The 26,238-nt window shown below is 35.9% G+C and carries 25 protein-coding genes; 14 read left to right on the top strand and 11 right to left on the bottom strand.

Annotated features, from left to right (window positions below; genetic code table 11):
• Positions 1-69 precede the first annotated feature (69 nt).
• Entirely contained in the window at positions 70-840 is a 771-nt protein-coding gene (locus tag GGR42_RS06640; protein WP_167962124.1) for an alpha/beta fold hydrolase, read from the bottom strand.
• Positions 840-1,553: a pyridoxine 5'-phosphate synthase gene (locus GGR42_RS06635; protein WP_167962122.1), complete on the bottom strand. Its 714-nt coding sequence runs from the start codon at positions 1,551-1,553 to the stop codon at positions 840-842. Before GGR42_RS06635 ends, GGR42_RS06640 begins: the two co-directional genes overlap by 1 nt.
• Before the next feature lie 92 nt (positions 1,554-1,645).
• Between GGR42_RS06635 and GGR42_RS06630 the strand changes: the two genes are divergently transcribed.
• From GGR42_RS06630 to murI, 8 genes are all read left to right on the top strand, one after another.
• Positions 1,646-2,302: a CBS domain-containing protein gene (locus GGR42_RS06630; RefSeq protein ID WP_167962119.1), complete on the top strand. Its 657-nt coding sequence runs from the start codon at positions 1,646-1,648 to the stop codon at positions 2,300-2,302.
• Positions 2,303-2,307: 5 nt separating this feature from the next.
• The gene (locus GGR42_RS06625; protein ID WP_167962117.1) at positions 2,308-3,189 is read left to right on the top strand and encodes an NAD kinase; all 882 of its coding nucleotides are present in this window, start codon (positions 2,308-2,310) and stop codon (positions 3,187-3,189) included.
• A 114-nt stretch (positions 3,190-3,303) separates the two neighbouring features.
• Positions 3,304-3,990, top strand: coding sequence for a type IX secretion system protein PorG (gene porG / locus GGR42_RS06620; protein ID WP_167962115.1), 687 nt, complete (start codon positions 3,304-3,306; stop codon positions 3,988-3,990).
• Between the two features lie 8 nt (positions 3,991-3,998).
• Complete coding sequence (locus tag GGR42_RS06615; protein ID WP_167962113.1) at positions 3,999-4,739, top strand: isoprenyl transferase; 741 nt, start codon at positions 3,999-4,001, stop codon at positions 4,737-4,739.
• 4 nt (positions 4,740-4,743) lie between these two features.
• Positions 4,744-7,344: a BamA/OMP85 family outer membrane protein gene (locus tag GGR42_RS06610; protein ID WP_167962111.1), complete on the top strand. Its 2,601-nt coding sequence runs from the start codon at positions 4,744-4,746 to the stop codon at positions 7,342-7,344.
• Positions 7,345-7,435: 91 nt separating this feature from the next.
• Positions 7,436-8,257, top strand: coding sequence for an OmpH family outer membrane protein (locus GGR42_RS06605; protein WP_167962109.1), 822 nt, complete (start codon positions 7,436-7,438; stop codon positions 8,255-8,257).
• A gap of 61 nt (positions 8,258-8,318) precedes the next feature.
• Positions 8,319-8,828, top strand: coding sequence for an OmpH family outer membrane protein (locus GGR42_RS06600; RefSeq protein ID WP_167962107.1), 510 nt, complete (start codon positions 8,319-8,321; stop codon positions 8,826-8,828).
• 90 nt (positions 8,829-8,918) lie between these two features.
• Positions 8,919-9,707, top strand: a complete 789-nt coding sequence (gene murI / locus GGR42_RS06595) for a glutamate racemase (protein ID WP_167962105.1) — start codon at positions 8,919-8,921, stop codon at positions 9,705-9,707.
• 3 nt (positions 9,708-9,710) lie between these two features.
• On the opposite strand, the gene GGR42_RS06590 is transcribed toward murI, so the two are convergent.
• Positions 9,711-10,199 (bottom strand): dihydrofolate reductase, encoded by a 489-nt coding sequence (locus tag GGR42_RS06590; protein ID WP_245201457.1) that lies wholly within the window; start codon positions 10,197-10,199, stop codon positions 9,711-9,713.
• On the bottom strand, positions 10,199-10,588 hold the full coding sequence (locus GGR42_RS06585; RefSeq protein ID WP_167962103.1) for a 2TM domain-containing protein: 390 nt from the start codon (positions 10,586-10,588) through the stop codon (positions 10,199-10,201). The genes GGR42_RS06590 and GGR42_RS06585 overlap by 1 nt, the downstream gene beginning before the upstream one ends.
• Before the next feature lie 226 nt (positions 10,589-10,814).
• Here GGR42_RS06585 and GGR42_RS06580 point away from each other — a divergent pair, with 226 nt between their 5' ends.
• Positions 10,815-11,111, top strand: coding sequence for an isoamylase early set domain-containing protein (locus tag GGR42_RS06580; protein ID WP_167962101.1), 297 nt, complete (start codon positions 10,815-10,817; stop codon positions 11,109-11,111).
• Positions 11,112-11,172: 61 nt separating this feature from the next.
• Here GGR42_RS06580 and GGR42_RS06575 read toward each other — a convergent pair whose 3' ends face one another.
• The 5 genes from GGR42_RS06575 to GGR42_RS06555 form a co-directional block, all read right to left on the bottom strand.
• Entirely contained in the window at positions 11,173-11,997 is an 825-nt protein-coding gene (locus GGR42_RS06575) for a thymidylate synthase (protein WP_167962099.1), read from the bottom strand.
• A 93-nt stretch (positions 11,998-12,090) separates the two neighbouring features.
• The gene (locus tag GGR42_RS06570; protein ID WP_167962097.1) at positions 12,091-13,590 is read right to left on the bottom strand and encodes a NupC/NupG family nucleoside CNT transporter; all 1,500 of its coding nucleotides are present in this window, start codon (positions 13,588-13,590) and stop codon (positions 12,091-12,093) included.
• A gap of 14 nt (positions 13,591-13,604) precedes the next feature.
• On the bottom strand, positions 13,605-14,237 hold the full coding sequence (locus tag GGR42_RS06565; RefSeq protein WP_167962095.1) for a bifunctional nuclease family protein: 633 nt from the start codon (positions 14,235-14,237) through the stop codon (positions 13,605-13,607).
• An 87-nt stretch (positions 14,238-14,324) separates the two neighbouring features.
• Complete coding sequence (locus tag GGR42_RS06560) at positions 14,325-15,293, bottom strand: electron transfer flavoprotein subunit alpha/FixB family protein (protein WP_167962093.1); 969 nt, start codon at positions 15,291-15,293, stop codon at positions 14,325-14,327.
• 9 nt (positions 15,294-15,302) lie between these two features.
• Positions 15,303-16,049 (bottom strand): electron transfer flavoprotein subunit beta/FixA family protein, encoded by a 747-nt coding sequence (locus GGR42_RS06555; RefSeq protein WP_167962091.1) that lies wholly within the window; start codon positions 16,047-16,049, stop codon positions 15,303-15,305.
• Between the two features lie 177 nt (positions 16,050-16,226).
• On the opposite strand from GGR42_RS06555, the gene GGR42_RS06550 reads away from it, so the two are divergent.
• From GGR42_RS06550 to GGR42_RS06535, 4 genes are all read left to right on the top strand, one after another.
• Positions 16,227-17,204, top strand: a complete 978-nt coding sequence (locus tag GGR42_RS06550; RefSeq protein ID WP_167962089.1) for a pyruvate dehydrogenase complex E1 component subunit beta — start codon at positions 16,227-16,229, stop codon at positions 17,202-17,204.
• A 158-nt stretch (positions 17,205-17,362) separates the two neighbouring features.
• Positions 17,363-19,858, top strand: coding sequence for a DUF5686 family protein (locus GGR42_RS06545; protein WP_167962087.1), 2,496 nt, complete (start codon positions 17,363-17,365; stop codon positions 19,856-19,858).
• A gap of 47 nt (positions 19,859-19,905) precedes the next feature.
• The gene (locus GGR42_RS06540) at positions 19,906-20,433 is read left to right on the top strand and encodes an inorganic diphosphatase (protein WP_167962086.1); all 528 of its coding nucleotides are present in this window, start codon (positions 19,906-19,908) and stop codon (positions 20,431-20,433) included.
• A gap of 175 nt (positions 20,434-20,608) precedes the next feature.
• Positions 20,609-23,008 (top strand): sodium-translocating pyrophosphatase, encoded by a 2,400-nt coding sequence (locus GGR42_RS06535; protein WP_167962085.1) that lies wholly within the window; start codon positions 20,609-20,611, stop codon positions 23,006-23,008.
• 119 nt (positions 23,009-23,127) lie between these two features.
• On the opposite strand, the gene GGR42_RS06530 is transcribed toward GGR42_RS06535, so the two are convergent.
• The gene (locus tag GGR42_RS06530) at positions 23,128-23,829 is read right to left on the bottom strand and encodes an energy transducer TonB (RefSeq protein WP_167962083.1); all 702 of its coding nucleotides are present in this window, start codon (positions 23,827-23,829) and stop codon (positions 23,128-23,130) included.
• 178 nt (positions 23,830-24,007) lie between these two features.
• Positions 24,008-24,622: a deoxynucleoside kinase gene (locus GGR42_RS06525; protein ID WP_167962081.1), complete on the bottom strand. Its 615-nt coding sequence runs from the start codon at positions 24,620-24,622 to the stop codon at positions 24,008-24,010.
• 268 nt (positions 24,623-24,890) lie between these two features.
• On the opposite strand from GGR42_RS06525, the gene metK reads away from it, so the two are divergent.
• Positions 24,891-26,147, top strand: a complete 1,257-nt coding sequence (gene metK, locus GGR42_RS06520; protein ID WP_167962079.1) for a methionine adenosyltransferase — start codon at positions 24,891-24,893, stop codon at positions 26,145-26,147.
• Positions 26,148-26,238: the final 91 nt, after the last annotated feature.

Raw genomic sequence — 26,238 nt, 5'->3', positions numbered from 1 at the left:
ACAATTATTATTATACTCACAATAAAACAGACAAAAAAATTATGCATGCATAATAAAATAGGGTGTTTTTTATTGATTTATAAAATTGAGTGTCTTTTCTAAAAAAAGTGCAGGGTTCTCTGCATGTAGCCAATGTCCAACATTTTCAATGGTCTCTATGGATGCTAGTGGGAAGTGCTTCTTTATTTGTGGTGTGTCTTCTAATAGGATATAGTCTGAATTACCTCCTTTTACAAAAAGGGTTGGTTTACTATAAAAAGTATTGTTTGGGAGAGCTTCTCCAATTTCCTTCATTTTGGCGCTTAAAACGGGAAGGTTCATTCTAAAACCAAGTTTTCCCTTTTCTACCCAATAAAGATTTTTTAATAAAAATTGTCGTGTACCATAATCGGAGATTTTTTTACTCAATATAGTATCTGCTTGGCCTCTAGTGCTGATTTCATTTATAGGAAGCTCTATAAGTGCGTTGATGATGTGTTGGTGGTGTGGAGGGTATTGCTTTGGGCCAATATCGGCGACGATTAGTTTATTTACCAGGTGCGGATAGCTACAGGCCAGTTGCATGGCTGTTTTTCCACCCATGGAGTGACCTAATACTATGGCTTCGGACAAACTATGCCTTTCTATATAATTTCTAATATCCTCTGAAAGGATTTTGTAGTTGAAATCCTCGGAATGGAAACTTTTACCATGGTTTCTTTGGTCTATTAAATGGACTTCCATTCCATTTTCAGCATACTGCGAACCTAAGGTTTTCCAATTGTCGGACATGCCAAGAAAACCATGTAAAATTATCATGGGCCTTCCTTCTCCCAATACCTTTGAGTGTAATGATTGCATTATTTTAGTTTATGTAAGTACATATTTACAACATTGTCCAACCCTAAATAAAGGGATTCGCATATTAAAGCATGCCCTATGGAGACTTCCAATAAATGGGGGATGTTGTTTTTAAAATAGTGAATATTATCTAAATTAAGATCATGACCAGCATTGATGCCCAATCCCAATTGGTTGGCAAGTATTGCTGAATCTGTATAAGGTTGTATAGCCTTTTCTTTGTTCTGATTAAAATTTTTGGCAAAACTTTCTGTGTACAATTCAATTCTATCTGTTCCAGTTTTTGCTGCTCCTTCAATCATTTTGGCGACAGGGTCCACAAAAATAGAGGTGCGTATGCCTTTATTTTTAAAATCAGAAATTACCTCTTTAAGAAAATCAGAATGTTTTATAGTATCCCAGCCCGCGTTAGAGGTTATTGCATCTACGGCATCTGGAACCAAAGTTACCTGGGTAGGTTTTGTTTCCATAACCAATTCAATGAATTTTGGTACAGGATTCCCCTCAATATTAAATTCTGTAGTGATAGTATGTTTTAAATCTCTTGCATCTTGGTATTTGATATGTCTTTCATCTGGTCTTGGATGAATGGTTATTCCTTGCCCTCCAAAATTCTCAATATCCGATGCCACTTTTAAAAGGTTTGGAATATTCCCACCCCTCGAATTACGTAATGTTGCAATTTTGTTAATGTTAACGCTTAGTTTTGCCATATATAGAAATCTTTTAAAAGAGAAGGCAAAAATACAAATAAGGCATGCCTTTTGATATTATAAATTAGTATTTTGCGTTATAATTTAAGTTTATGCAGCTTCAATCACACATACTTAATTCAATAAAGGTCTTCAAGGCGGATGATTCTTTAAAGGATGTTATCAAATTTTTTAAGGATACAACCTTTAGTCATGTTGCTATTGCTGAAGGAGATAGGTTTTTGGGAGTTTTAAGCGAGGATGATCTAGATAATTTTGAAGAGGGTAAAAAAATAGGTGATTATAGATATAATCTTGAGTCTTTCTTTGTTAGAAAGGAGACTTCTTGGTTGGATGTTCTTGAAATCTTTGCCAGAAATAATGCTAATCTTGTTCCCATTCTTAATGAGGGGGAAAAGGTGATGGGTTACTATGATCTTAGTGATATTGTGAGCGAATTCATAGATACGCCATTTTTTAAAGAACCTGGCGGAATATTGGTTGTGGCAAAGGGATTAAAGGATTATTCGTTTAGTGAAATTGCCCAAATTGTTGAAACCAACAATGCCAGACTTATTGGCGGTTTTATTACAGACATGCATAATGATATTGTGCAGGTTACCCTAAAAATAAGCAGTACAGACCTTAATGAAGTATCCCAGACTTTTAGGCGTTATAACTACAGTATACTTTTTGGAAACAGTGACGATCAATTTTTGGAAGATTTAAAACAGCGATCGGATTATCTTGATAAATATTTAAACGTTTAACAAGTATGAGAGTTGCCATCTATGGTCAAACGTACCATGAAATCGCATTGGATTATGTGGTGGAGCTTTTGGATGAGTTAAATAAAGTTGCTGCTGTAGTTTATTTTGAGCAACAATTTTTAGAATATTTATCGGCCATACGAGGTATTGGGGTGTTTGATACCTATACAGATTCCTCTGGGCTGGATTCCTCATTTGATATGTTTGTTAGTTTTGGCGGAGATGGCACGGTGCTTAGAGCTATTACCTATGTTAGAGATTTGGGAATACCCGTTGTTGGGGTAAATACCGGAAGGTTAGGGTTTTTGTCCACTTTTAAAAAAGAAGATGTAAGAAAGGTGGTGACCGAGTTTGTATCAGGCTCTTATAATATTGTAGAGAGAAGCTTGGTGGAGGTTAATACCAATCCTGAGACTGATGCTTTTGGAACCATGAATTTTGCTTTAAATGAAGTAACTGTAAGCAGAAAGGATACTACATCCATGATAACGGTGGAAACTCATTTAAATAATGAATATCTAACATCCTATTGGGCAGATGGTCTCATTATTGCCACGCCTACAGGATCTACAGGTTATTCGCTTAGCTGTGGAGGACCTGTCATTGAGCCAACCGTAAAATCTTTCATTTTAACGCCAATAGCACCACACAATCTTAGCGCCAGACCTTTGGTTATTTCTGATGGAACCGTTATTAGGTTAAAAGTTTCGGGTAGGGAAGAAAATCATTTGGTTTCTTTGGATTCTAGGATAGCCACGTTGGAGAATGGCACAGAAATAATCATTAAAAAAGCAGACTTTACTGTAAAATTGATTGAGTATACTTCAGAGAGTTTTCTTAAGACACTTCGTAATAAATTGCTGTGGGGCGAGGATAAGCGCAATTAAAGAGCCTTAAGCAATAAATGAGTTTAAATACTGTTTATCAAGAGAGAACATGAATGTTGTGATTTCGGTGAAGTAAATAACTGGAATTGTTATATTTGCAAACTTTTAGGCGGAATGAGATTTTTAATTGTTTCAATTTTTTTACTGGTTTTTGGGAAAATGGGAGCACAAACCTATGAAATAGGATTGTTTGCTGGGGGAGCCAATAATATAGGCGATGTAGGAAAAACCAATTTCATTTTACCATCGGGGGTAGCATTTGGCGGTATTGCAAAATGGAATATTAGCAAGCGTTACGCATGGCGCGCAACTGTTATATATGGTAATTTCACTGCTGATGATTCCAAATCCAGTATTTCATCCAGGCAGCAAAGAAGTTATGTGGTAGACAATTCTGTATTAGAGGCGTCAGCTGGGCTAGAGTTTAATTTTGTGGATTACAATCTGCATCAGTTGGGCCCTGCCTTTACTCCTTATCTATATACAGGTATTACCTATTTTAGGTATGGCTATCATTATTTTGAAGCATCACAACTTCAAGATGTTGGTCAAAAGGATGGTTCTTTTGCTATCCCTATGACAGTTGGTTTTAAGAAAAGAATAAATCAATATTTAATTTTTGGTGGGGAAATAGGGGCTAGATACACATTTACAGATAATTTAGATGCCAGCAACCCCGAAGGGTCTAATTTTGAGCAATTTAGATTTGGAAATATTTTTAGTGATGACTGGTATGTTTTTTCTGGTTTAACATTAACTTATACCTTTGGAAGAAAGCCTTGCCAAGATTGTTTTGAGTAACACATAAGATGAATACGATTAAAGACTTAAATGAAAATAAACTTCCCAAGCATCTTGCAATTATTATGGATGGCAATGGAAGGTGGGCAAAAAAGCAAGGAAAATTACGAGTCTTTGGGCATGAAAACGGGGTAAAACGTGTCAAAGAAACAGTTGAAAATTGTGCAAGAATAGGAATTAAGTACCTTACCCTATATACTTTTTCAACTGAAAACTGGAATAGGCCTAAGTTTGAAGTGGATACATTAATGAATATTTTGGTGTCCTCATTAAAGAAAGAAGTTAAAACTCTTAACAAAAACAACATACGTTTAAATGCCATAGGCAATTTGGATTCCTTACCCGACAAGGCTAAAACGGAATTAAGGGAAGTTATGCGTAAAACTGCTGAAAATACGGCAATGACGCTTACTTTGGCCTTAAGTTATGGTTCTAGGGAAGAGTTGAAAAATGCCGTTAAGGAGATAAGTGTCAAAGTTAAAAATAATATAATTTCTCCCGAAAACATTGACGAAACCATTATTAATAACCATCTTTACACGCAAAATTTACCGGATGTGGATTTGCTTATCCGAACCAGTGGTGAACACAGGATAAGTAATTTTTTGCTTTGGCAGATTGCATATGCGGAATTACATTTTATTGACGTATTTTGGCCCGATTTTAGTGAACATCATTTGGTAGGGGCAATATTAGATTACCAGAACAGAGAAAGACGATTTGGAAAAACTAGCGAACAACTCAATTAGCGATATGAAAAAGTTCATATCGATTGGACTTTTATTTACATTAACCTTCCTTTTATTTACTACAAGTACCAAGGCACAGGAAACCTCCTATGAAGATGGGAAGAATTATATTCTCGGTGGTCTAGAGGTTACAGGGATTAAAAGTTACAATGAGCAGACAGTAAAAACTTATACTGGTTTGAGGGTTGGTCAGCCCATAACAATACCTGGGGAACAAATTAGTGCTGTTATCAACAAACTTTGGGGGTTAGAACTCTTTACTGACATTTCTTTTTTTATCACCAATATAGAGGATGATAAAATATTTTTGGAACTTAATATTATTGAAAGACCTACCTTATCTAAGGTGACAGTCTATGGTGTTAAAGAAAAAAAGGTAAGCGAGATAGTTAAGGATACTGATCTTAAAAAGGGAAAGAAAATCACCGAAAGTCTTATTGCCAATACCAAGAACTACCTTCAGAATAAATATAAAAAGCAAGGATACCTAAACACTAAAGTTACTATTGCCACGGCTATAGATACATCAGAGACCAATGCCCAAAACATGGTTATAAATGTCCACAAAGGGGATAAGGTAAAGGTAAAGGATATAATCTTTGAAGGAAACGAACAACTTCAGGCGAAGAAATTACAGAAAGCACTCAAAAAGACCAAGAAGAAAAAATTATACAGGTTTTGGAAAAAATCAAAATATATTGAGGATGATTTCAATGAAGATCTAACCTCTCTTGTTGATAAATATGCTGAAAACGGATATAGGGATGCTAGGGTTTTATCTGATACTATTATTAATGTTGATGAGAACAATATCAATATAAAAATTAAAGTTGAGGAAGGTAACAAGTACTATTTTGGTGATATAGATTTTGTCGGAAATACTGTTTATACGGATAGGCAATTGGCTCAAGTTTTGGGAATTAAAAAGGGAAACACTTATAACGGGGTACTGTTGAAGAAGCGTATTGCGGATGATACCAAACCAGATGCTGAGGATATTACCAATTTGTATCAAAACAATGGATATTTATTTTCTTCTATAAACCCGGTTGAGGTTTCTGCTGAAAATGATACTATCAATTTTGAGATTCGAATTATAGAAGGAAAAGAAACCTTCTTGGATCATGTTACGGTCAATGGAAACGACAAGACCAATGATCATGTAATTTTTAGGGAGTTAAGAACTAAACCTGGCCAAAAATATAACAAGTCAGATATTATTAGAAGTATACGGGAATTAGGACAATTGGGCTTTTTTGATGCAGAGAACATAAAGCCGGACATCCAAAACCCAGATCCCAATGCAGGTACGGTTGATATAGATTATAGTCTCGTAGAAGCGGGCTCTAGTCAAATAGAATTGCAAGGTGGTTATGGAGGCGGTGGCTTTATTGGTACCCTAGGACTTTCTTTTAGTAATTTTTCAATGCAAAATCTTTTTAAAGGAGAGGCCTATAAGCCAGTTCCAATGGGTGATGGACAAACTTTTTCTCTTCGTTTACAAGCAAGTAGATCCTTTAGGGTATATAGTTTAAATTTTTCAGAACCTTGGCTGGGCGGTAAAAAACCGGTAAGATTTAATCTTTCCTTCTCCAGAACACAACAGTTCCAGTATGATTTTATCAATAGAGAGGTAAATAAGGATAGACAATTTTCTATTACTGGTGTTTCGGCCGGTTTGGCAAAAAGAGTACAATGGCCAGATGATTTCTTTACTATTTCACACTCTTTGGGTTATCAATTGTATGATTTTAGAAATTATAATATTGGACTTTTTAATTTTGGAAATGGTAGTGCAAATGGCTTGACCTATACATTTGGTGTTTCTCGAAATTCTTCGGGTCCCAGTAGAATATTTCCAATGACCGGATCCAATTTTGAGTTTACAGGTAAGTTTACACCACCCTTTTCCCTATTTAGCGATAAAGATTATAAATCTATTAAAGATGAAAGTGAAGAACTTTTAAATGAACTTAGAACGGTTGGCCCAGATGATGCTTCAGCGCCAGCTATCAATCGACGTTTAGAACAATTGGAAGAGGAAAGATTTAAATGGCTGGAGTTTTATAAAATTAAGTTTAAGGGTGATTGGTATACTCGTATAGTGGATAAACTGGTGCTTAGGACAAATACAGAATTTGGGTTCTTGGGCCATTACAATCCAGATATTGGAGATGTTCCTTTTGAGCGCTTTTTTGTAGGTGGTGATGGATTGGGTAACTTTACATTGGACGGTCGTGATGTTGTTCAGTTGAGGGGTTATGAAAACTCTTCTTTAACCCCAATAGATCCATTGACAGGAAGTCAAGAAGGAGGGGTGATCTATAATAAGTTCTCAATGGAATTAAGATATCCCCTTACTTTAAAGCCATCTGCATCTATATATGCACTTACTTTTTTAGAAGCTGGGAATGCTTTCAACAATTTTAGTGAATTTAATCCGTTTCAAGTAAAAAGATCTGCGGGAGTGGGACTACGTATATTTATGCCCGCCTTCGGATTATTGGGAATAGATTTTGGGTACGGATTTGATGAAGATTATTCGCCACAGTCCAATGGGCCCAGTGGTTGGCAAACACACTTTATCATTGGTCAGCAATTTTAGTAAATCTCTTTCCGAACAAAGTTAATGTGCTCATTTTAAAATAATTGGTATTTTTGGCACGATATTTTCTATGTATAAAACGGAAACAAAAATGAAACAAAAAGTTCTTTTAATAATAACCATGGTATTGTTTTCAACTTACAGCTTTGCGCAGCGAGGTGTAAGGATTGGTTATGTGGATATGGAATATATACTTGAAAATGTAGAGGAGTATAGGGATGCAACCGAGCAATTGGATATTAAAGTCCAGAAGTGGAAAGTGGAAATTGAACAAATACAGAGTTCAGTTGAGCAAATGAAGAAAGATTTAATGGCAGAAAAAGTGCTATTAACAGATGAATTGATTGCAGAGCGGGAAGAGGAAATTCAGATATTGGAAAAAGAAATGTTGGAATATCAACAAAACAGATTTGGCCCTCAAGGAGATTTGGTGCTACAGAAACAGTTGTTAATACAACCAATACAGGACCAAGTGTTTAATGAAGTACAAAAAATTGGCGCAAATAAAAAGTATGATTTTATTTTTGATAAATCAGCAGATGTTGTAATGTTGTATTCCGAAAAAAGACACGATATAAGTGACCTGATTTTAAGGGGAATAGCAAGAACCAGGAAAATTAGTGCACCAAAAAAGAAAAACAATAAAAGTAGGTTAGAAGAGCTACAGGGAGAAGATGAAGATGTTGTAAATGATGCGTTACAAGAAAGACAAAATAAAGCAAAAGACGCTGAAGCTGCTAGAGCTAAAACAGCCGAAGAAAAAAGAGCAGAACAGATAAGGCTAAGAGAAGAGCGAAAGAAGGCCTATGAGGAAAGAAGAAATAAACTATTGGAAGAGAGGGAGGCTAAAAGAAAAGCTAAATTGGAAGAAAGAAAAGAAAATACAGAGCCAGTAAAGGACTCAATCAATTAGAATAATAAATATAAATAATAAATTCAAAAATTAACACTCAAATTAATACTTATTTAAAATCATGAAAAACGTAAAGAAAATTGCAGTAGCCCTAGTATTATTTATTGCAGCTACCAGTTTTGTGAATGCACAGAGTAAAGTGGCTCATATAGATGTATCTCAATTATTATCTGAAATGCCAGAAATGATTGCTGCGCAGGCAGAAATTAAAAAGTTGGGAGAAACGTATAGAGCGGATATAGAGGGGTCAATGACAGAGCTTAAAAACAAGTATACCCAATACTCTAATGAGGCGACAACGATGTCTGAAGAGGAAAATCAAAAAAGAGCAGCTGAGTTACAGGATGCAGATAAAAATATTGCAAATGCTCAACAAACTGCACAACAAGAATTGCAAAAAAAGCAAGCAGAGCTTTTTGCTCCAATATCTAAAAAGGCGCAAGAGGCAATAGAAAAAGTTGCAGCGGCCCAAGGTTTTGATTATGTTTTGGATGCCACCCAAGGAACAGGTCTTATTGTTTTTAAAGGAAAAGATTTATTGCCTGAAGTTAAAAAGGAGTTGGGATTCTAAGTAAAAGGAACTCTACATAAAAAATATTGTTGTAAAAAACCGTCCTGATCAAGACGGTTTTTTATTTTTATGGTATAGCTAAAATATAGAATGAAAAACAATCCCATTGGTATTTTTGATTCTGGAGTAGGTGGAACTTCTATTTGGAAAGAAATCAATACTATGCTCCCTGATGAGAGTACAATTTATTTAGCTGATAGTAAAAATGCACCTTATGGGGCAAAAAAGCCCAAAGAAATATTGAGGCTTAGTATCAAAAATACAGAACTGTTACTAAAAATGGGCTGTAAGCTAATAGTTGTGGCGTGTAACACGGCAACAACCAATGCTATTCACCATTTAAGGGAAAACTATGATGTTCCTTTTATTGGTATAGAGCCCGCCATCAAACCCGCAGCTTTAAAATCAAATTCAAAAAAAGTAGGTGTTTTAGCTACTAAGGGAACGCTTTCCAGTGCGTTGTTTCATAAAACCTCAAATGACCATGCTTCTGGTATTACCATTATTGAAATGGAAGGAGCAGGCCTAGTGCCTTTAATTGAAGCGGGGAAAATAGATTCAAAAGAAACCAAGGAATTGTTGGATAAGATTTTACAGCCCATGTTAAAAGAAGAAATAGATTATTTGGTTCTTGGGTGTACGCATTATCCATATTTAATGGAGGCTTTACGCGAGTTGCTCCCAAAGCACATACAGGTCATTGATTCAGGTGAGGCAGTGGCAAGGCAAACAAAGGCCATTTTGGAAAAGAACGGTATATTGAGAATAAAGGGGGAGGAAGCAACATATCAATTTTATAGCAATGGGAATGCATCCGTTTTAAGATCGTTATTGGGCATTACAGGAAAGAATGTAAGTATTGATAGTTTGGATTTTTAGGATTTATTTTCTTTCGTAGGTTAGATACGTAAAATCATACTTATGTCTTTCATCCTTTGGATGGTATTCTTCCGAAATTAGTTTCCAAATGTTATTGTCAATTTTAGGAAAAAAAGTATCAGCTTCAAAACTTTGATGTACTCTGGTAAGTTCTATTTTATCAGAAAAATCCATTCCCAATTTATAAATTTCACCTCCTCCAATTATGAATGGAGTCTTGTCTTTTTCGGCCAGTTTTATGGCTTCTGCCAAAGAATGGACAACAATACAATTTTTGTGTTCCGTGGAATAGTCTTTGTCTCTCGTAATGATTAAATGAGTTCTATTGGGTAGAGGTTTAGGGAAACTTTCAAAAGTCTTACGTCCCATAATGATATAGTGACCTGTAGTTAGGGTTTTAAAACGCTTAAAATCATCGGGTAAATGCCATAACAAATCGTTGTTTTTTCCCAGCGCATTGTTTTCCCCAGCAGCAGCTATCATAGTAACCATCATGGACTTTTTTTTTTATTAATATTGGTCATGGGAAAATCTGTTTCTATTTCTTTTTGAAGTTCTGCTATTCTTCTTTTTTGCAACAGGACCAATTTTTCCCTTTGTTTTCGTTCCCATTCCTTACCCATAAATTTTTGAGAAACAAAAACATTAAAAGCATGTAGAACAAATAAAAAGGCCCATACAGTAATTGCCCAAACAAACCAGTTATACTGTTCTCCGTATTTTAAAATTTTATTGATTAAAACCAGGAAGATACTTCCCGTCAAAAAAATTACAAAATGCTGGTATAACCTTTGTTTTTGTTTGATTCTAACTTGGGCATGTTCCAACAGCTCATGCTGTTCCAAATCTATTTTAGGGCTTTTTTTCTCTTTAGAGAACATGGCTCATATGTTTACTAACAAATATAATTTAATGTTCCGGATCATTTTACTTAAACCGTAATAATTAAAGTTCTATTTTTTCTGATTCTAAAAATTAGGTTGCATTATTTTATGAAAATGAATATATAGTTTATTGAATATTAAGAAAATCATAAATATGACGAAAGTCATTGTTAACTAGTCAATTAATGGCTTAATTTTGCTCCTAACATTAAAAAAATATACTATGTCAATCACAAAGCAATACCTAAAAACCAAACCCGTTTGCAAAGTTACTTTTACCGTGCCAGCGGTGGATGCTAAAAAGGTGGCAGTTGTAGGAGATTTTAATAATTGGAGCCCTAAGGGTAGTCTTTTGAAAAAATTAAAAAATGGAACCTTTAAAGGGACTTTTGATCTCCCAAAAGAAAATTCATATGAATTTAAATATATAGTGGACGGGAGTTATATAAACGAAACAGAAGCTGATCGTTATCAATGGAATGATTATGCAGGTGGTGAAAATGCTGTTTTGGAGGTGTAGTTGTATTATAAAAAAAGAAAACTATAAAAGCCCATTAAAATTTTAATGGGCTTTTATAGTTTTAAATAGCAACCATGCCCTTTATATGTGGATGAGGATTATAATCGATTAAGGCGAAGTCTTCAAATTTGAAATCAAAAATACTCGTTACTTCAGGATTTAGGACCATCTTTGGTAAGGGTCTTAGTTCACGACTTAATTGAAGTTCTACCTGTTCCAAATGGTTGTTGTATATGTGGGCATCTCCAAAAGTGTGGATAAATTCCCCGGGTTGGTACCCACAGACTTGGGCCATCATCATGGTGAATAGGGCATATGATGCAATATTAAATGGTACTCCCAAAAATATGTCTGCACTACGTTGGTAGAGTTGACAAGAAAGTTTACCATCCGCAACATAAAATTGAAAAAATGCATGGCAAGGCGGCAAGGCAGCTTTCCCATTTGCAACATTTTCAGAAAAGGAAACAGAGGTATCGGGTAACACACTGGGATTCCATGCGGAAACCAACATTCTTCTACTATTGGGATTGTTCTTTAAACTACGGACTACTTCTTTTATTTGGTCAATCTCATCGCCGTTCCAATTACGCCATTGATATCCATATACGGGTCCTAAATCTCCATTTTCATCGGCCCATTCGTTCCAAATACGAACCCCATTTTCTTTTAAGTATTCTATATTGGTGTCACCTTTTAAAAACCAAAGAAGCTCATGTACTATGGATTTTAAGTGTAATTTTTTTGTAGTCACCATAGGAAAACCTTCACTAAGGTCAAACCTCATTTGGTGCCCAAAAACACTTAGGGTGCCCGTTCCAGTACGGTCTCCTTTTTGATTGCCATTGGCAAGAACATGTTGTAATAAATCGTGGTATTGTTTCATTTTCCTTTAAGGATTTCTGGGAAACTAAAGTATAAAAAACAGAAGGAAAGCAAATGCGTTATGGTTAGTTTTTATTAAAACGTTATTAACGAATTATCCTAAAATCATTCCGGCAATGGTAGCGGAAATCAGGGAGGCCAAAGAACCGCCTAAAACAGCTTTCATTCCAAATTCTGACAAGGTTTTTCGCTGTCCTGGAGCTAAGGAACCTATGCCACCAATTTGAATGCCAATAGATGCAAAATTAGCAAATCCACAAAGCATATAGGTTGCCATAATAATGGATTTATTATAGGTTAGATGATTGGAATTCGCTAGGTTTTTCAAATCTGCCAATTGTATATAACCAATAAATTCACTTGCAGCCAATTTAATTCCTAGTAGCTGCCCCATAAGCATCATATCTTCTTTGGCTACTCCTATTAACCACATAAGTGGGGCAAAAATGGTACCCAAAATTGCTTCTAGATTTAGTTTCTCATATCCCGAGTTGGAAGCTATCCATGAATTAAATGAAGTAGTATCGCCAACCCAGCCCAATACACCATTGATCATGGCGATAAAAGCTACAAAAACCAATAGCATAGCACCTACGTTAACAGCTAATTTTAAACCCTCGGTAGTTCCGTTGGCAATGGCGTCTAAAATATTGCTTCCAATTTTATCAGTGGATACTTTAACCTCAGTATTAATAGCTTCGGTTTGGGGATATAGTATTTTCGAAATTACTATGGCTCCTGGTGCAGCCATTACAGATGCTGCCAATAAATGTTTAGCAAAGTATAGTCTAAGAACAGGGTCATCTCCACCCAAAAACCCAATATATGCTGCCAATACCGCTCCAGCAACAGTTGCCATACCGCCAATCATTACCAAAAGCATTTCAGATTTGTTCATTTTCTCCAAATATGCCTTTATAAGTAATGGTGCTTCTGTTTGTCCCAAAAATATATTGCCAGCAATACTTAGGCTTTCAGCCCCCGAAATTCCCAAGGATTTTGTCAACAACCAAGCCAGTCCTTTTACAACTTTTTGAATAACCCCTAAATAATATAAAACAGATGTTAACGCAGAAAAGAAAATAATAGTTGGTAATACCTGAAAAGCAAAAATATAACCAAATTTATCCATGTCAACAACTAACCCCTCAAACAAAAATTTACTTCCAGCCCTCGTAAAATCAAGAATACTGACAAAAATCTTTCCGCCAAACTCAAAGATATTTGATACAAAACTCAGGTCAAATCTTCTGCCAAAGGCATTAAAACCAATTTTTTCTCCTATTAAAATACAAATGGCCAGTATGAGTTGAATCCCTAAACCAATTCCAGCGGTTTTCCAGTTTATGGCTTTTCGGTTAGAACTAAACAAGAAAGCGATTAAAATAAGGATGAACATACCTAAAATCCCACGCCATAAACTAGTAAAAGAAAACCCTTCATTGGGAATTATTTGTGGAGTTTCTGTGGATGGAATATCATTAATTGTAACGGTCTCAACGACATTCTGTATGGAATCTGTAAGGGTGACTTCTTGGGCAACTAATGGAAAAGAGAATAGAAGAAGAAAGGAAATCCAAAGGCCTATTTTCATAAAAAGTAAATTGGTTAATTACGTTTGGATATTTCGTCCCTTAATTGTGCCGCTTTTTCATAGTCCTCATTGGCAACCGCTTTATTTAGTTCTTGGTGAAGCTCTTCAACAGTAAGTTCCTTATAGGCATCAGTTGCTCCAGTATCAATTTCAACTGTTTCACCTTCCTGTAATATTTCATCCACTATAATACTGTCATCCCCATCTTCTTCTTTATCTTTTTCTTTTGAAGAGAATTTTAAGAATATACCCGCTTTGTCTAGAATGGTTTTATAGGTAAAAATGGGTGCGTTAAAACGAAGTGCCAAAGCTATGGCATCACTGGTTCTGGCATCAATTATTTCTTCAATCTTGTCACGTTCACATATGATACTGGAATAAAATACACCATCTACCAATTTATGGATGATAACCTGTTTTACAACTATGTCAAACCGGTCAGCAAAATTTTTGAAAAGATCATGGGTCAGAGGCCTTGGAGGCTTAATTTCCTTTTCTAGTGCAATGGCAATTGACTGGGCCTCAAAAGCACCAATAACAATAGGTAGCTTTCGATCGCCATCAACCTCATTTAAAATAAGGGCATATGCGCCATTTTGTGTTTGACTATAGGATATCCCCTTTATTTTTAATCTTACTAAACTCATAAATCTTTTTAAAACAAGAAAGGCTGTTTAAATAAAGGGATGCCCTAAGTATTTAAACAGCCCTTTAAGGGCACAAATTAACAAAAATTAAGCGTTTTGGGCTTTAAATTCCTTTAATTTTTCGATGAGTTCAGGAACAACTTCAAAGGCATCCCCTACGATTCCGTAATCTGCGGCTTTAAAAAATGGCGCTTCCGGATCGGTGTTTATGACCACTTTTACCTTGGAGGCACTTATTCCCGCCAAGTGTTGTATTGCACCAGAAATTCCAATTGCAATATATAAATTGCTGGCAACAGGCTTTCCTGTTTGTCCAACATGTTCGCTATGGGGTCTCCAACCCAAATCAGAAACTGGTTTGGAGCATGCTGTTGCAGCTCCCAATACATCTGCCAATTCTTCTATCATTCCCCAATTTTCAGGACCTTTTAAACCTCTTCCTCCGGAGACAACTATATCTGCATCTGCAATGGTCACTTTTCCTGATACTTTATCAATATTGGTGGATTTTGCTGAGAAATCAGTATCTGTTACGGATGGACTAAAATCTTCAATAACAACTTCAACCTTATTTTCAATAACTCCAAAGGCGTTATTGGAGACTCCTATTATTTTGGTAGCTGTTGTTATTTGGGTATGCGCAAAACCTTTGTTACTAAAGGCTGTTCTTTTTACTGTAAAAGTACTTGTGCTTTCTGGTGCGGCAACTACATTGGGGGCATAGCCTGCTTTTAGCATTCCACTTAGGAGTGGTGCAAGATATTTTGAATTGGTACTGGAGCTTAAAATAATTACACTTGCACCTTCTTTTTCTGCAGCCTGAGCAATGGCTCTGGCAAATGCTTTGGCATTGTAGGTTTTGAGTGTTTCATCTGACACATTCAAGACTTTAGAAACACCATATGTTCCCAATTCGTCATTGTTATCTGCATTAAAGGATATTGCGGAAACTGAAACTCCCAGTTGTTTGGCTACTTCATATGCATAGGATGAAGTTTCATGTGCATTTTTTTTAAACTTTCCGTTTTCGGATTCTGTATAAACTAAAACTGACATATTTCTTTTTTAAATTGCTTTTGCTTCGTTGTGCAAAAGATCTATTAATTCATCTATATTACTTGAATCTATCAACTTAACTGCCCCTTTTGGTGCTGGTTTTTCAAATTTAGTATCCAGTGTAGCTGGAGAGGCATCAATGGGTTCAATTACATTTAGTTTCTTTTGGCGGGCCATCATGATGCCCCTCATATTTGGAATTTTAAGGTCGCTTTCTTGAACCAATCCTTTTTGCCCGCCAATGATTAATGGTAAAGAAGTGCTCAGCGTTTCTTTACCACCATCAATTTCTCTAATGGCAGTTGCATTATTTCCATCAACTTCTAAACTAATGCACGAATTCACAAAATTAAAGTCCAACATGGCTGCCATTATACCTGGAACCATTCCGCCATTGTAATCAATTGACTCTCTTCCTGCTATAACAATATCATAACTTCCATTTTTTACCACTTCGGCCAAATGTTGTGCTACAAAAAAACCATCTGTTGGAATAGCATTAATCCTAATGGCTTCATCAGCGCCAATGGCAAGGGCCTTTCTAATAGTAGGTTCTGTTGATGCTTCTCCAACAGTTGCCACATGTACTGTGGCTCCTTGTTTTTCTTTAAACCACATGGCTCGGGTTAGGCCAAATTCATCATTGGGGTTTATTACAAATTGTACACCATTGGCATCAAATTTAGTATCGCCATCTGTGAAATTTATTTTGGAAGTAGTGTCTGGGACATTACTTATACATACTAATATTTTCATTTTTTTGTCTTTTTTTTTGGCAGGGCTAAGATAGGTATTAATTTTCAAATTTACTATGCACGCATAGTAAATTTTGTTATTTTTTTACTTCACCACAACCGCTATTTGTTGGATTATTTCCTATTTTTGCTTGCATTTTCAGATAAACTTTTAATAAATTAAGATATTCCATACTAAATGAAGACAATACAGTTTAGGGAGGCCATAGCAGAGGCAATGTCCGAAGAAATGAGAAAGGATGAATCCATTTTTTTAATGGGAGAGGAAGTTGCCGAATATAATGGTGCTTATAAGGCCTCAAAAGGAATGTTGGATGAGTTTGGACCTGATCGAGTAATCGATACTCCTATTTCAGAACTTGGGTTTTCAGGAATTGCTGTCGGGTCTGCTATGAATGGGAATAGACCTATTGTAGAGTTTATGACCTTTAATTTTGCTTTGGTAGGGATAGACCAGATTATAAACAATGCTGCAAAAATTAGGCAAATGTCCGGTGGGCAGTTTAATTGTCCTATTGTTTTTAGAGGACCAACTGGTTCTGCGGGTCAGTTGGCGGCAACTCATTCACAGGCTTTTGAAAGTTGGTACGCCAACTGTCCAGGGCTTAAAGTAGTTGTGCCATCTAATCCCAGAGATGCCAAGGGACTTTTGAAAGCGGCAATTAAGGACGATGACCCAGTGATTTTTATGGAGTCAGAGCAAATGTATGGTGACAAAGGAGAGGTGCCAGAAGGAGAGTATACCATTCCACTGGGTGTTGCTGATATTGTGAGAGAAGGGTCAGATGTAACCATAGTATCTTTCGGAAAAATTATAAAAGAGGCGCATAAAGCGGCAGATGAGTTGGCAAAAGAAGGTGTTAACTGTGAGATTATTGATATCCGTACCGTGAGACCCTTGGATTTTGACGCCATTATTAACTCTGTTAAGAAAACAAACAGATTGGTCATTTTAGAAGAAGCTTGGCCTTTTGGAAATGTTGCGACGGAAATCACCTACCAAGTGCAGTCGCAAGCATTTGATTATTTGGATGCCCCAGTTCAAAAAATAAATACAGCGGATACGCCAGCACCTTATTCACCAGTTTTATTGGCAGAGTGGTTGCCTAACCATCAAGATGTGATCAAGGCTGTTAAGAAAGTGTTATATAAATAAGGTATATCATTTTGTAAAACTATCTTAGCTCCATCAACCCTGGGTTGATGGAGCTTCATTTTTTTAAAGGCATACTATTTGATTGCATATTTACTCCAAACTTTTTTACTGCGTTATTAACTTAATCACTTTGATTATTGTTTTATTTGTAAAAGCTAATGAAGAAAATAGTCTTTCCTTTATTTTTATTTTTCTCTTGTTTCGCCATATCCCAATCTAAAGTGAGTGGTGTTGTTGTGGACGAATTGGGTGATCCCGTCGCTTTTGCCAATGTTCTTTTCAAAAATTCCGTTGAGGGAACCATCACGAATGATAATGGAAGGTTCTATATGGAATCTGACAATACCTATGATATTTTGTTAGTTTCTTTTATAGGATATGCTCCGCAAGAAATTCCATTGCCTTCAAAGGTGAATTATGACATGAATATTGTTTTACAAGAATCCAATGAACAGTTGGACGAGGTTGTAATTTATGTTGGTAAACAATCTAAAAAGAACAACCCTGCTATCGATATTTTAAAGAAAATATGGGCTAAAAAGCGGGTAAATGGGGTTTATAAATTTAAACAGTACCAGTATGATAAATACGAGAAAGTTGAGTTTGATCTAAATACCATAGACAGTGCCCTAATGAAAAGTAAGATTTTTAAGGGAATGGAATTTGTTTTTCAGGATTTGGACACTTCTAGAATTACAGGGAAGACCTACCTGCCCATTTTTATAAATGAAGTTTTTTCTAAAGCATATGGTGATAATCTACTGGATGAAAGTAAGGAAGATATTTTAGGAAGTAAAAACTCTGGATTTAGCAATAACCAAGCAATTACGGCCTTTGTTGAGGATTTGTATTCCGATTATGATATTTATGATAATTACCTTAAGTTTTTTGATAAGAGTTTTACAAGTCCACTCTCCAAAACGGGTATAGATACATACAATTATGTGCTTTCAGACAGTACGTTTATAGATAACAAATGGTGTTATAATATTATTTATTACCCTAGACGAAAAAATGAATTGACATTTAAAGGAGATTTTTGGGTGAACGATTCAACCTTTGCTATTAAAAAAATAAATCTGGAGGTTACCAAAAGTGCTAATATCAATTGGGTAAAAGAGGTTTATATTGAACAGGATTTTGAGGTTGTAAGCGACTCTGTATTTCTTCTGAAAAGAGACTATATGCTGAGCGATTTTAGTTTTAGCAAAAAAGAAAAATCCAAAGGACTTTATGGAAAAAGAACAACTGTATATGATAACTATAAGTTTGACATTCCTAAGCCAAAATCATTCTATAAAAATGAGTCTGACCCTTTTGACCCTATTGTTTTTAGTAGGGACAGTACCTTTTGGAAAAACAATCGTTTAGAGAAGCTAAATAAAGAAGAGTCAGGCATTTACAAGTTGTTGGATACGCTAAAAACAGTTCCAAAGTTTAAGACTTACTATAATTTGGTCAGTGTTATGGCCTCTGGTTATGTCGAAATTGACAAATGGAACCTGGATATTGGTGATGTGTACAGTGTTTTTGGTTATAACGATGCAGAGGGGGTACGGTTGCGTGGTGGCGCTAGAACCTATTTTGGGCAAAATGACCCATGGCGGTTGGAAGGTTATATGGCCTACGGGTTTGGAGACCGCAAAGTAAAACACGGTTTTTCCGCAAAATGGTTGTTGGATAGAAAAAGTAGATTAATGATTTCGGGAGGAAATAGACGGGATATTGAGCAATTGGGTCTTAGTCTAACTTCCACAAACGATGTTTTGGGAAGAAGTATTGCTTCATCATCCGTGGTAACGGTGGGAAACAATGATAGGCTCACCAATATTAATTTAAGCACCTTTAATGTGGAAATGGAACCGCTAACCAATTTTAGGATTAGGGTTGGCTCCACTTTTAGAACGCTTAGCTCCGCTTTACCAAATGCCTTTAGTTTGGATTATTTGGACCCCACTTCACCAATAGGTGTATCATCCGAAATAAAACAATTTGATATTAATACTACTTTAGTTTACACTCCTGGGAAGAAAACCATTGGATATGGAGTGGAGAGATACGATATCAATGATGATTATAGTACATTGTTGTTGAGTTATACCAAAGGGTTGGATGGATTTATGGAAAGTGATTTTGAATATGAAAAACTACAGTTTTCGTATAGCCAGCCATGGCAAATAGGAGGTATGGGGAGATTATTCAGTACCGTAGAGGTTGGTAAGACTTTTGGGGCAGTCCCCTTGGGATTATTGAATGTTGTTCCTGGGAACCAAACTTTGTTTACTTTGTATAACACATTTCCCAATTTGGATTTTTATGAGTTTGTGACGGATACTTACGCATCTGTACATTTTGAGCATAATTTTAATGGCCGACTTTTTTCGAGAATCCCTGTTTTGCGTAAATTGAATTTGCGGGAGATTATTGGGTTGCGAGGAGTTTGGGGTGATTTATCGGAAGAGAATATACTCTTAAGCAGTCCAACCAATATTCCTTTGTTGGCCCCAACTGATAAAATTTATTGGGAATACTCCTTTGGGGTAGGCAATATTTTCAAGATATTTAGGTTAGATTTAAACTTTAGGGGAAATTATCTAGAAAACCCCAATGCAAGGCCCTTTAGTGTAACCGGTTCATTTGGGTTTAGTTTTTAGACAACTTTCTTTAAGTGTGATTAAGAATTCTCTTTAATAAAAATAAAATGAGTAAAAACAAAATATTGACTTTTGATGTTTTAATTGAAATCCCAAAGGGAAGTAGAAATAAGTATGAATACGATTTTACATTACATAAAATTAGGTTTGATCGTATGTTGTTTTCTTCTATGATGTACCCTGGAGATTATGGATTTATTCCTGAGACTTTGGCATTGGATAAAGACCCATTAGATGTTTTGGTCATGGGGACAGAGCCTACTTATCCTATGGTGGTCATGGAGGTAAAACCCATTGGTGTTTTTCATATGACAGATGAAAAGGGCCCTGATGAAAAAATTATCTGTGTCCCAATTTCTGACCCAATCTGGAGCAACAATAATGATATAGGGGACCTAAACCCTCATAGACTTAAGGAGATTGAACATTTTTTTCAAGTATATAAAGATTTAGAAAAGAAGAAAGTCGATGTTGGGGGATGGGGAAATGCAGATGAGGCCGTAAAAATTTATCATGAATGCGTGGAACGCTATGAAAATAGTGAACACAAAAAGAAACGCACTTTTACAATTTAGAATAAATTACAAGAAGTTAATTTTAATTTTTTTAGATTTAAAAACGAAAGCTTAACTTCAATGTATCCAGTTATATATAGAGCAATATCAGTTATAGATATTGCTTTTTTTATTCTCTTAGATTTTACTACTTTTGCCCAGCTTAAAATAATTGAAATTTAACTTATAACAACTTATGGAATCCAATATCATTTACATACCAATTGCACTTGCTCTTTTAGGGTTAGTTTTTATGATAATTAAAGCCTCGTGGGTAAGAAAACAAGCAGCTGGGGATGATAAAATGCAAAGCATATCAAAAAGTATTAAAGAAGGGGCTTTGGCTTTTTTAAGTGCCGAATACAGGCTATTGGCTATTTTTGTGGTCATTGCTTCTGCCGCTTTGTTTGGTATTTCTACAATAGTTGAGTCAACCAGTTGGATGATTGTTCCTGCCTTTATTATCGGAGCTGTTTTTTCTGCATTGGCAGGAAATATAGGAATGCGTATTGCAACGGATTCTAATGCACGTACCGCTGAAGCAGCTAAAACAAGTTTGCCACAGGCATTGAAAGTTTCTTTTGGAGGTGGTACAGTAATGGGTCTAGGGGTTGCTGGTTTGGCAGTTCTTGGATTAAGTCTTTTGTTTCTGTTTTTTGCAGGTCAGTTTATGGGAACGGAAGGTTCTTTTTATGATAATATGACCATAGTATTGGAAACTCTTGCCGGGTTCTCTTTGGGTGCTGAATCTATTGCGTTGTTTGCTCGTGTCGGTGGTGGTATTTATACTAAAGCTGCTGATGTTGGCGCTGATTTAGTTGGTAAGGTAGAAGCTGGTATTCCAGAAGATGACCCTCGAAACCCTGCTACCATTGCAGATAACGTAGGGGACAATGTTGGTGATGTTGCGGGTATGGGAGCAGATCTATTTGGTTCGTATGTTGCTACTGTATTGGCGGCCATGGTATTGGGTAACTACCTTATAAAAGATATGTCTGCAACAACCCAGTTTACAGATGCATTTAATAATATGGGGCCAATTTTACTTCCTATAGTAATTGCTGGTGTTGGTATTTTAGCCTCAATCATAGGAACATTTTTGGTAAAAATATCTTCGAACGATGCTAAAGAATCTCAAGTTCAAAAAGCATTGGATACAGGGAATTGGGTGGCCATGATAATTACAGCTATTGCCGGTTGGTTTTTAATTAAATGGATGTTGCCTGAAACATTACAAATGAGCTTCTTTGGGGAGGGAATAAAAAGCATACCATCTAGACATGTATTCTATACTACTTTAATAGGATTGGCTGTAGGAGGATTAATCTCTTATGTAACCGCATACTATACTAGTTTGGGAAAAAAACCAGTAAATGATATTGTACAAAATAGTGGAACAGGTGCGGCAACAAATATTATTGCCGGATTAGCTGTGGGTATGAAATCTACTTTCCTTTCCGTTATTTTATTTGCTGCTGCAATTTATGGTTCTTATGAATTGGCTGGCTTTTATGGAGTTGCTCTGGCAGCTTCTGCAATGATGGCAACAACGGCTATGCAACTTGCAATTGATGCTTTTGGACCAATTGCCGATAACGCAGGGGGTGTTGCGGAAATGAGTGAATTAGATGATATAGTAAGAGAACGTACAGATATATTGGATTCCGTTGGTAATACAACTGCGGCAGTAGGTAAAGGATTTGCAATTGCTTCTGCGGCCTTAACTGCATTAGCTCTTTTTGCTGCTTATGTAACTTTTACGGGAATAGATGGAATTAATATTTTTAAGGCTGATGTATTGGCCATGTTATTTGTGGGAGGAATGATTCCTGTTATTTTCTCAGCATTAGCGATGCAGTCAGTTGGTAAAGCTGCCATGGAAATGGTGCATGAAGTACGTAGACAGTTTAGGGAGATTCCTGGAATTATGGAAGGAACAGGTACTCCCGAATACGCTAAATGTGTGGATATTTCTACTAAAGCAGCCTTAAAAGAAATGATTGTCCCAGGTTTAATAACCATTATTACTCCAATAATTATTGGATTGTTGTTTGGTGCAGAGCCATTGGGAGGCTACATGGCAGGTGTTTGTGTAAGTGGTGTAATGTGGGCTATTTTCCAAAACAATGCAGGTGGTGCGTGGGATAATGCTAAAAAATCTTTTGAAGCTGGAGTAGAGATTGATGGTGAAATGACATATAAAGGTTCTGATGCCCATAAAGCAGCTGTAACTGGTGATACTGTTGGAGATCCATTTAAAGATACTTCTGGACCATCCATGAACATTTTAATTAAATTAACATGTTTGGTAGGTTTAGTAATCGCTCCAATCTTGGGAGGACATTCAGATACTGGAATGGCCGGCCATGAATCTAAAAAAGATGTCCGTATAGAAATGGTAAAGAATGATGTTGGTATAGCTACAGCAACAGTTACAACTACATATATTGAAAATGGAGTTGAAAAGAAAGAAGTTCGAGATTTTACAGGAACAGAAGAAGAGGTGAAATCACAAATTGAATCCCTTAAAAATGTTGATATTGAAGTAAAAGGAAAGAAAATCATTAAAGAAGTAGTTGAAGAGGTAAAGGAATAAAATCTTTCTGTTAAAATATGAAAGCCCGAAGTATAACTTCGGGCTTTTTTTTGTTTTGTTATTTTCGTTAGAGAAACGATTGAAACTTGTTTCTCTTTAGGGAGGTTTTTAATGACTTTCTAATTGAGTTTAAAAATGATAGGTTGAACAAAGGAAACCCTTACTGACTTGTTTTGTTGTTTGCCTGGTGTCATTTTTGGAAGCTTACCAATAATTCGTTGCGCTTCTTTTTCTAATAATGGGTCGGGTCCTCGAAATCTTATATCACTTATACTTCCATCTTTCTGAATTACAAACATAGTACTTACCCTACCTTGAATTCCCATTTCTTGGGCAGGTTCAGGGTATCTGAAGTTCTTTCTTATATGCTCTTTCATTTTTTCTTGAAAACAAGCTTTTTTATCTGAAGCTTTTTCGCACCCCGGAAAAATAGGTGCCTCTTCAATACGAATAAAATCTACTTCTTCTACAATATCTATATCTTCTACTATTATATCCTCGACCTTCACTACCTCTTCTTCTTGGTTTGTTTCTGATGATATTATTTCATCTTCAATTACGTCTTTTTCATCATCAACGACTTCAATTACTGGAGGTGCTATAGGTTGCGGTGGCGGTGGAGTTTTAAGCTGAAAAATAGCAGGTTCCTCCTCAATATTGTCATCTGGAACATCAATACTTCCAATATATATTGAATTTTTTTCGTAGGTTTTCCATTCCAGAGCTACATATGCCAAAAGCATTACAAGTGCAAGGCCTGCTATAAAATACAAGCCTCTGTTTTTGTTTAAATCTTTTTTAGGATTCTTTTTTGGTTTCATTTTTTTAAAATTTAGACCTGCCAGGGCAGGTTGGTTAAACAATAGGTGTTTTAGTTTATAGGAGCATAATGCCTAAATAAAACTACCAGTTTAACCCGTTTAAAAAAATGACAAATGAGGGAACGCACCTTTTGAGTGAGGGAAATGAATTTTAATGTGATCTAAGTATGAATATAGCTTAAAACAACCCGTTTATTTCGGCATCAATTTTATTAATGACAAGTCCCAGATGTTCTGGGTCATCAACAAAATCCAAATCGTCTACATCTATGACCAAAAGATTTCCTTTTTCATAGCCATGGGCCCAAGCCTCATAACGTTCATTTAATCTACTTAGGTAATCAATGGAAATGGAGTTTTCATAATCCCTTCCGCGTTTGTGAATTTGGTTCACTAAATTGGGAATGGAACTTCTTAGGTAAATTAATAAATCTGGTGGTTGCACCAAGCTTTCCATTAGCTCAAAAAGAGAGGAATAATTATTAAAGTCCCTGTTGGTCATAAGACCCATAGCATGTAAGTTGGGAGCAAAAATATGGGCATCTTCATAAATGGTACGGTCCTGGATAATATTTTTGCCGCTTTCACGTATTTGTAGAATTTGTCTGTACCTACTATTTAAAAAATAAATCTGCAAGTTAAAACTCCAACGTTCCATCTGGGTATAGAAATCATCAAGGTAGGGATTGTCCACAACATCCTCAAAATGTGCTTCCCATTTATAATGTTTTGAAAGGAGCCGAGTTAAAGTTGTTTTTCCTGCTCCAATATTTCCTGCAACGGCAATGTGCATAGGTTTTGTTAATTAATGGTTGATTCTAAATGTGCCTCACAATATACAAAGTATCTTGGGTTAGAGAAAAAATAAAGGTTGAAATACAAAAGATTTAAAAATGAAACGCTAAATATTTTTAAGTTTCCAACAAATACGTACTTTTGCCATTATTATTAATTAGAGGAAGGATTTGACTGATTGCAACCTCATTAAAAAAATGCTAAAGCAGTAGCTTAAATTTAGGGCTTACTTTCCGTCAAATCCTTTTTCCGTTCAAAAATTAAACATGTCGTATTTATTTACCTCGGAGTCCGTTAGTGAAGGGCATCCGGACAAAATTGCAGATCAGATTAGTGATGCATTATTGGATAATTTTTTGGCCTTTGACCCAGAAAGTAAGGTAGCCTGTGAAACCCTGGTAACTACCGGTCAAGTGGTATTGGCAGGAGAGGTTAAAAGCCATACCTATTTAGATGTACAACAAATCGCAAGGGATGTAATCAATAAAATAGGTTACACTAATGGGGATTACCAATTTAGTGGAAATGCTTGTGGGGTAATTTCTTTGATACATGAACAATCAAAAGAAATCAACCAAGGTGTGGATAGAGGCTCTAAAGAAGAGCAAGGTGCCGGAGACCAAGGAATGATGTTTGGGTATGCCACCAAAGAAACTGAGAATTATATGCCCTTGGCATTGGATATATCCCACAAAATTCTTCAGGTCTTGGCAGACTTAAGAAGAGAGAAGAAAGAAATAGCATATTTAAGACCAGATGCCAAAGCACAAGTAACCATTGAGTATTCGGATGAAAATACTCCGGTACGTATAGATACCATAGTAGTGTCCACCCAACATGATGAATTTGATGAAGACGACAATAAAATGTTGGCAAAAATCAAAGAGGACATTATCAATATTCTTATTCCAAAGGTAGTGGCCCAGTTCCCAGCTAAGGTTCAAAAACTATTTGATGGTCAAATAAACTATCACATCAATCCAACAGGGAAATTTGTGATAGGAGGACCTCACGGAGATACTGGACTTACAGGAAGAAAAATTATTGTGGACACTTATGGTGGTAAAGGAGCCCATGGCGGAGGTGCTTTTAGTGGTAAAGACCCAAGTAAAGTGGATAGAAGTGCAGCTTATGCAGCAAGACATGCGGCAAAAAATCTAGTGGCAGCAGGTGTTGCAGATGAAATATTAGTACAAGTAAGTTATGCCATTGGTGTGGTAGAGCCTACCTCTATTTTTGTGGATACCTACGGTACATCAAAAGTTAATATGACGGATGGTGAAATTGCCGATAAGGTTGCACAATTGTTTGATATGCGCCCTTTTGCTTTGGAAGAAAGATTGAAATTGAGAAATCCCATTTACTTGGAATCCGCAGCATATGGCCATATGGGTAAAGAGCCAAGAACAATTACCAAGGTATTTGAATCTCCTTATAACGGTAGAATTGAAAAAGAAGTGGAATTGTTTACATGGGAAAAATTGGATATGATCGATGCAGTAAAAGAAGCTTTTAAAATATAATTGTCTCTTTCACCGTTATAGACAAAACAACATTTTTTAAAATAAATTTGGTTTTTTGAAAAATGTTTCGAATAATTTGTACAACAAGAAA

The organism is Saonia flava (assembly GCF_011927795.1).
Taxonomy (GTDB): Bacteria; Bacteroidota; Bacteroidia; order Flavobacteriales; family Flavobacteriaceae; genus Saonia; species Saonia flava.
Note: the sequence above shows the minus strand (reverse complement) of the source record. Positions and strands in the feature narration are given on the sequence as shown.